This is a genomic window from Streptomyces phytophilus (assembly GCF_013870535.1).
Lineage (GTDB): Bacteria > Actinomycetota > Actinomycetes > Streptomycetales > Streptomycetaceae > Streptomyces > Streptomyces phytophilus.
Map to the genome: position 1 here is coordinate 1 of NZ_JACBXC010000165.1, position 7,932 is coordinate 7,932.

The 7,932-nt window shown below is 69.6% G+C and carries 7 protein-coding genes and 1 pseudogene; all 8 read left to right on the forward strand.

The genetic code is table 11. The features are described from left to right. A pseudogene (locus tag H5J30_RS11135) lies at nucleotides 1-248 on the forward strand (site-2 protease family protein); the annotation flags it as partial. Between the two features lie 27 nt (nucleotides 249-275). Further along, nucleotides 276-1,181, forward strand: coding sequence for a tRNA (adenine-N1)-methyltransferase (locus H5J30_RS11140; protein ID WP_181787271.1), 906 nt, complete (start codon nucleotides 276-278; stop codon nucleotides 1,179-1,181). Nucleotides 1,182-1,291: 110 nt separating this feature from the next. Then, a complete protein-coding gene (locus H5J30_RS11145; protein ID WP_181787272.1) occupies nucleotides 1,292-1,867 on the forward strand; it encodes a hypothetical protein in 576 nt (191 codons plus the stop codon). 292 nt (nucleotides 1,868-2,159) lie between these two features. Beyond that, nucleotides 2,160-3,926, forward strand: coding sequence for a proteasome ATPase (gene arc / locus H5J30_RS11150; protein ID WP_181787273.1), 1,767 nt, complete (start codon nucleotides 2,160-2,162; stop codon nucleotides 3,924-3,926). A gap of 244 nt (nucleotides 3,927-4,170) precedes the next feature. Next, complete coding sequence (gene dop, locus H5J30_RS11155; RefSeq protein WP_258563249.1) at nucleotides 4,171-5,682, forward strand: depupylase/deamidase Dop; 1,512 nt, start codon at nucleotides 4,171-4,173, stop codon at nucleotides 5,680-5,682. Between the two features lie 160 nt (nucleotides 5,683-5,842). Next, nucleotides 5,843-6,061, forward strand: coding sequence for a ubiquitin-like protein Pup (locus H5J30_RS11160; protein WP_018836875.1), 219 nt, complete (start codon nucleotides 5,843-5,845; stop codon nucleotides 6,059-6,061). A 130-nt stretch (nucleotides 6,062-6,191) separates the two neighbouring features. Beyond that, entirely contained in the window at nucleotides 6,192-7,037 is an 846-nt protein-coding gene (prcB, locus tag H5J30_RS11165) for a proteasome subunit beta (RefSeq protein ID WP_181787274.1), read from the forward strand. A gap of 54 nt (nucleotides 7,038-7,091) precedes the next feature. After that, nucleotides 7,092-7,913: a proteasome subunit alpha gene (prcA, locus tag H5J30_RS11170; protein WP_181787275.1), complete on the forward strand. Its 822-nt coding sequence runs from the start codon at nucleotides 7,092-7,094 to the stop codon at nucleotides 7,911-7,913. Nucleotides 7,914-7,932 lie beyond the last annotated feature (19 nt).

The following is a 7,932-nucleotide window of genomic DNA, read 5'->3' on the forward strand; positions in this document are numbered from 1 at the left end:
GCGCGGCCATCGCCCAGACCCCCGCCCACCGGCGCCCCTGGGTGGCCGTCAGCTCGCTCTCCCAGGACCTCACGGACGAGATGAAGCTCTCCGCCGAGCTGACCGGCGAACAACTGCTGGAGCGCCTGCGCGAGAGCCCCCACAGCGAGTACCTGGTGCTGGAGGAGACCGGCCACATCTACGGGGTGCTCGCCACCGCCGACGTCGAGCGCGCCTTCGTCGCCGCCATGGCCCGGCCGCAGGTCTGACCTCCGCAGGCCGGTAGGGTGAGCGGCATGTCCGAGCCGACCGGTGCCGCCCGCCGCCGCGGGCCCTTCCAGGTCGGGGACCAGGTACAGCTCACCGACCCCAAGGGCCGCCACTACACGTTCACGCTCGAAGCCGGGAAGGCATTCCACACCCACAAGGGTTCCTTCCCGCACGACGAGCTGATCGACGCCCCCGAGGGAACCGTCGTGCGCACCACGGGCAATGTCCCGTACCTCGCGCTGCGCCCCCTGCTCCCCGACTACGTCCTGTCCATGCCGCGCGGAGCGGCCGTCGTCTACCCGAAGGACGCCGGCCAGATCCTGGCGTTCGCCGACGTCTTCCCCGGCGCGCGCGTGGTCGAGGCGGGCGTCGGCTCCGGGTCGCTGACCAGCTTCCTGCTGCGCGCCGTCGGTGACGGCGGCATGCTCCACTCCTACGAGCGCCGCGCGGACTTCGCCGACGTCGCCCGGCAGAACGTCGAGCGCTACTTCGGCGGCCCCCACCCCGCATGGCAGCTCACCGTCGGCGACCTCCAGGACAACCTCTCCGACACCGAGGTCGACCGCGTCATCCTGGACATGCTCGCGCCGTGGGAGTGCCTGGACGCGGTCGCCAAGGCCCTCGTGCCCGGCGGCATCGTCTGCGCCTACGTCGCGACCACCACCCAGCTCGCCCGCACCGTGGAGTCCATCCGCGAGCACGGCAACTTCAACGAGCCCCAGGCGTGGGAGACGATGCTGCGCAACTGGCACGTCGAGGGCCTGGCGGTACGCCCCGACCACCGCATGATCGGCCACACCGGCTTCCTGCTCACCGCCCGCAGGCTCGCCGACGGCGTCGAGCCGCCGCTGCGCCGCCGCCGGCCCGCGAAGGGGGCGTACGGGGAGGATTACACCGGTCCCGGCGGCCAGCGGGCCGCGGCCGGCAGCTGAACCGGCACGGAACCCGCACAGAAGCGGCGGGGGCCGTTCCGCGGGCGGCCGGCGTGTGACACCATGCTGGCCTCCCCACGGCCCTCCCAGCCCTCACAGGAGCCTCCCCCGTGCAGCCTCTGCCCGGCGCCGACCTCCCGCACGCCCACCCCCGCGCGGTGCACTGGATCGCCACCGCGGCCGCCATGGCCGCCGTCGTCGCCCTCGCGGCGCTCATCCAGCCCCCGACCGTCGCCGCCGGCAACGACGGCAAGAGCGACCACGGCGGCAGACCCGCCCCCGGGCCGAACCCGGGCGCGGCCCACTACCCGGTGGACTGCGCCGGCACCGAGCCGGAGGTGTTCAAGCACGGCTCCGCCGACTTCGACGCCGACGGCCGGGCCGAGACCGTGGCCGTGGTGCGCTGCCGGGCCGCCGCCGGCTCCCCGCCCAGCGGGATGTACGTCGTCTCCGCCACGAAGCCCGGGGTGTCACCGCGCGTGACCGAAACCCTCCTCGACCCCGCCGAGGGCATGAGCGTCGGGGAATTCGCTGTCCGCGAAAACGAGATTTCGGCCACTCTCCTCGGCTACTCCTCGCCCGACCAGCCCCGCAGCAAGCCGGACAAGCAGCGCAACGTGACCTGGAAGTGGGAGGACGGCCGCTTCCGCCTCACCGCGGAGCCGGTCCCCGGCACCCAGGTCTGAGCCGTTCCGCCGCACCCCCTCCGCACCGACTTCCCGCCGGTCCCGGGAACGGGCGGGGGAGGAGTCGCCGTTCCGCTGCAATTCCAGGCACCCTTGGCGGGTGTTGAACGTTGTAGCGGAAACAAATGGCTGCTTTCCGATGTTGCTGGATGGGTATTTGCCTGGCGTGAGGACGGGCGCACGGGTGAAGATCGGATGCACCCCGACCGTCTTTGTGATCTAGGGGTTTCAAGTGGGACGCGGCCAGGTAGGGTCAGGAAGCGTCCAGCTCCCCTTGGAGGAGGTGAGGACCGTGGCAGCCCACGACGACGACACCAACCGCGGCATCCGGCCGGGTCGAGGGTCCGAAGACCCTGCCGGTCAGGTCGCCTACCTTGAGCAGGAGATCGCCGTCCTGCGACGAAAGCTCGCCGACTCGCCGCGTCACACGAGGATCCTCGAAGAACGCATCGTCGAGTTGCAGACCAACCTCGCCGGAGTGTCCGCGCAGAACGAGCGCCTGGCCAACACTCTCCGTGAGGCGCGCGACCAGATCGTCGCCCTGAAAGAAGAAGTCGACCGGCTGGCCCAGCCGCCCGCCGGCTTCGGAGTCTTCCTGCAGTCCGGCGACGACGGCACGGCGGACATCTTCACCGGCGGCCGCAAACTGCGGGTGAACGTCAGCCCCAGCGTGGAGCTCGACGACCTCCGCCGCGGGCAGGAGCTGATGCTCAACGAGGCGCTGAACGTGGTCGAGGCCATGGAGTTCGAGCGCTCCGGCGACATCGTCACCCTCAAGGAGATCCTGGAGGACGGCGAGCGCGCCCTCGTCATGGGGCACACCGACGAGGAGAAGGTGGTGCGGCTCGCCGAGCCGCTCCTGCACACCACCATCCGCGCCGGCGACGCCCTGCTCCTGGAGCCCCGCTCCGGGTACGTCTACGAGGTCATCCCCAAGAGCGAGGTCGAGGAGCTGGTCCTCGAAGAGGTCCCCGACATCGACTACACCAAGATCGGCGGCCTGGGCAACCAGATCGAGCTGATCAGGGACGCCGTCGAGCTGCCGTACCTCCACCCCGACCTCTTCAAGGAGCACGAGCTGCGGCCCCCCAAGGGCGTGCTCCTCTACGGCCCGCCCGGCTGCGGCAAGACGCTGATCGCCAAGGCGGTCGCCAACTCCCTCGCCAAGAAGGTCGCCGAACACACCGGCCGCCCCGCGGGCAAGAGCTACTTCCTGAACATCAAGGGCCCCGAGCTGCTCAACAAGTACGTCGGCGAGACCGAGCGGCACATCCGCCTGGTCTTCCAGCGGGCCCGCGAGAAGGCCAGCGAGGGCACGCCCGTCATCGTCTTCTTCGACGAGATGGACTCCCTCTTCCGCACCCGCGGCTCCGGTGTCAGCTCGGACGTGGAGAACACCATCGTCCCGCAGCTGCTCTCCGAGATCGACGGTGTCGAGGGCCTGGAGAACGTCATCGTCATCGGCGCCTCCAACCGCGAGGACATGATCGACCCCGCGATCCTGCGCCCCGGCCGGCTCGACGTGAAGATCAAGATCGAGCGCCCCGACGCCGAAGCCGCCAAGGACATCTTCTCCAAGTACCTCACCCGGACCCTGCCGCTGCACGCCGAGGACATGTCCGAGCACGGCGGCTCCGCCGAGGCCACCGTGGACGCGATGATCCAGTCCGTCGTCGAGCAGATGTACGCCGAGTCCGAGGAGAACAGGTTCCTCGAAGTCACGTACGCCAACGGCGACAAGGAAGTCCTCTACTTCAAGGACTTCAACTCCGGCGCCATGATCGAGAACATCGTGGACCGCGCCAAGAAGATGGCCATCAAGGCGTTCCTCGACCACGACCAGAAGGGCCTGCGGGTCTCCCACCTCCTCGCCGCCTGCGTCGACGAGTTCAAGGAGAACGAGGACCTGCCCAACACGACCAACCCCGACGACTGGGCCCGCATCTCCGGAAAGAAGGGCGAGCGGATCGTGTTCATCCGCACCCTCGTCACCGGAAAGCAGGGCGCGGACACCGGCCGGTCGATCGACACGGTGGCCAACACCGGTCAGTACCTGTAAATGCGGCGATCCGGCTGCGGGGGGCACCACACGGCCGCCCGCAGCCGGACGCGTATTTCCACGGGTGCAAACCGACCGGAGCAATGACTGTAATGATCTCCCCACTGCCGCCAAGGCGTTCTAGGCTCTTCCGTACCGGCGCGCGGCACAGCGCATTGCCGCCGCAGGGACCACACGTGCCGCAGACGCAGCGGTACTTGAGTGCCGTCCAGGGCCACGGACGGTACCGGGCAAGGAGGGCCGCATGACCGTACGGCGGGTAATGGGCATCGAGACGGAGTACGGAATCTCCGTCCCGGGCCACCCGAACGCCAATGCCATGCTCACCTCGTCCCAGGTCGTCAACGCCTACGCGGCGGCGATGCACCGGGCGCGCCGCGCCCGCTGGGACTTCGAGGAGGAGAACCCGCTGCGGGACGCCCGCGGCTTCGACCTCGCCCGCGAGGCCGCCGATGCCAGCCAGCTGACCGACGAGGACATCGGCCTCGCCAACGTCATCCTCACCAACGGCGCCCGGCTCTACGTCGACCACGCCCACCCCGAGTACAGCGCCCCCGAGGTCACCAACCCCCGCGACGCCGTCCTCTGGGACAAGGCGGGCGAGCGCATCATGGCCGAAGCCGCGGAACGCGCGGGCCAACTGCCCGGTGCCCAGCCCATCCACCTCTACAAGAACAACACCGACAACAAGGGCGCGTCCTACGGCTGCCACGAGAACTACCTGATGAAGCGGGAAACCCCGTTCTCGGACATCGTGCGCCACCTCACGCCCTTCTTCGTCTCCCGCCAGGTCTTCACCGGCGCCGGCCGCGTCGGCATCGGCCAGGACGGCAACGAACACGGCTTCCAGATCAGCCAGCGCGCCGACTACTTCGAAGTCGAGGTCGGCCTGGAAACCACACTCAAACGCCCCATCATCAACACCCGCGACGAGCCCCACGCCGACGCCGAGAAATACCGCAGGCTCCACGTCATCATCGGCGACGCGAACCTCTCGGAAATCTCCACCTACCTCAAGCTCGGCACCACCGCCCTGGTGCTGTCGATGATCGAGGACGACTTCATCGCCGTCGACCTGGCCGTCGAACAGCCCGTGCGCACCCTGCACCAGGTCTCCCACGACCCCACGCTGCGCCACCAGGTCGTGCTGCGCAGCGGGCGCACGCTCACCGCCGTACAGCTCCAGATGGAGTACTGCGAGCTGGCCCGCAAGTACGTCGAGGAGCGCTTCGGCGCGGACGCGGACGACCAGACCAAGGACGTGCTCACCCGCTGGGAGGACACCCTCAACCGGCTGGAGGCCGACCCCATGAGCCTGTCCGGCGAGCTGGACTGGCTGGCCAAGAAGGAACTCCTGGAGGGCTACCGCCGCCGCGACGCCCTGGACTGGGACGCGGCGCGCCTCGCCCTGGTCGACCTGCAGTACGCGGACGTACGCCCCGAGAAGGGCCTGTACAACCGGCTGGCGGCCCGCGGCCGCCTCAAGCGGCTCCTGACCGAGGACGAGGTCCTGCGGGCCGTGAAGAACCCGCCGGAGGACACCAGGGCGTACTTCCGCGGCCGCTGCCTCGAACAGTACGCGGACGACGTCGCCGCCGCCTCCTGGGACTCGGTCATCTTCGACCTCCCCGGCCGCGACTCCCTGCAGCGGGTCCCCACCCTGGAACCCCTCCGGGGTACTCGCAACCATGTCAAGGAGCTACTGGACCGCTGCCGCACGGCGGAGGAGCTGGTCCGGGTCCTCTCCGGCGGCTGATCCGGGACGGACCGGGCTAAAGGCGGCGCGGAGGGGAATCATCCGGGTGGCCTCCGAGCGTTGAGAGAGCACCGGGCCGATGTCGGCCCCAGCTTGTAGGGTCGGATCTTGTAGGCGACGCAGTCAGGACCATCGGGCGACACCGAGCGGGGTGAGGGATATGGCGACCAAGGACACCGGCGGTGGTCAGCAGAAGGCCACGCGATCCCAGGAAGAGGTCGAGGAGCAGGCGCAGGACGCCGAGGTCTCCGAGGACCTGAAGGAACGGCAGGAGAAGCTGTCGGAGGACGTGGATTCCGTCCTCGACGAGATCGACGACGTCCTGGAGGAGAACGCCGAGGACTTCGTCCGTTCGTTCGTGCAAAAGGGCGGCGAGTAGCCGCTCCGGGCGTCCGTCCGGGGAGCAACCGGGCGGACGCCCGGATGCGGGCACGGGTAAGGTCCGTGCCCAGCGCAAGTCACCGGCTCGGCCCGTGGGGGGCGGGCCGCCGTACCCCGGAAGGATTCGCGTGGAAGCCAACCCTCGGAGTACCGGGCGTCTGCCAGCCGCCTTCCTGACGCCGGGTTCGTCCTCGTTCATGGACTTCCTGGGTGAACACGCTCCGGCGGCTCTGCCGGGCAATCGGGAGGTGCCGCCCGTGAAGGGTGCGGTCGAGGCGCCGCACGGCACCACCATCGTGGCGGTCACCTTCCCCGGCGGGGTCGTCCTCGCCGGGGACCGGCGCGCCACGATGGGGAACATGATCGCTCAGCGTGACATCGAGAAGGTCTTTCCCGCGGACGAGTTCTCGGCCATCGGCATCGCCGGCACCGCGGGTGTCGCCGTCGAGATGGTGCGGCTGTTCCAGCTGGAGCTGGAGCACTTCGAGAAGGTCGAGGGCGCGCAGCTCTCCCTGGAGGGCAAGGCCAACCGGCTGTCCACCATGATCCGGTCCAACCTGGGCATGGCGATGCAGGGCCTGGCCGTGCTGCCGCTCTTCGCGGGCTGGGACCCGGCGCGGGTGAAGGGCCGGATCTTCTCGTACGACGTGACCGGCGGCCGGACCGAGGAGCGGGGTTTCGCCTCCGTGGGTTCCGGATCGGTGTTCGCCCGCGGGGCGCTGAAGAAGCTGTTCACCGACGAGCTGACGGAGGAGCAGGCCGCGACCGTCGTCGTCCAGGCGCTGTACGACGCGGCGGACGACGACTCCGCCACCGGCGGGCCGGACCTGGCCCGCCGTATCTTCCCCATCGTCACGTCCATCACCGACGAGGGCTTCCGCAGGCTGCCCGAGGCCGAGGTCTCCGAGATCGCCCGCTCGGTGGTCGACGGTCGGCTGGAGCAGCCCGACGGCCCGCGCGCGTCCGTGCTGTGACGGTCGTGCGGCCCCACGAGATTTCCCAACCAGCAGAGAGGGACGGATAAGCCGGTGTCGACACCGTTCTATGTCTCACCCCAGCAGGCCATGGCGGACCGCGCGGAGTATGCCCGCAAGGGCATCGCCCGCGGGCGCAGCGTGGTGGTGCTGCAGTACAGCGACGGCATCCTGTTCGTCGCCGAGAACCCGTCCCGGGCCCTGCACAAGGTCAGCGAGATCTACGACAGGATCGCCTTCGCCGCCGTCGGCAAGTACAACGAGTTCGAGAACCTGCGGATCGGCGGCGTCCGTTACGCCGACCTGCGCGGGTACACGTACGACCGGGAGGACGTCACGGCCCGCGGTCTCGCGAACGTCTACGCGCAGACCCTCGGCACGATCTTCTCCAGCGGCGCGGAGAAGCCGTACGAGGTGGAGCTGATCGTCGCGGAGGTGGGGGAGACCCCCGCCGACGACCAGATCTTCCGGCTGCCGCATGACGGTTCGATCGTCGACGAGCATGGCTCGGTCGCGGTCGGCGGCAATTCCGATCAGATCAGCACCTATCTCGATCAGCGGCACCGCGAGGGCATGACGCTGGCGGAGGGGCTGAAGCTGGCGGCGGAGTCCCTCGCCCGGGACAACAACGGCGGCGAGCGCGAGCTGACGTCGAAGCAGCTGGAGGTCGCGGTCCTGGACCGCAGCCGGCCGCAGCAGCGGAAGTTCCGGCGGATTCTGGGCAGCCAGCTCTCCAGGCTGCTGGAGGAGGACGGCGACGGCTCGGCGGGTGCCTCCGGCGCGGACGACGCCGAGGGCGCCGAGGACGCCGCGGCGGACAAGGACGCGGCGGCGGAGAAGCCCGCAGGCGGGACCGGCAGCAAGAAGAAGAAGTAGCAGCAGTACGGCGTCGACC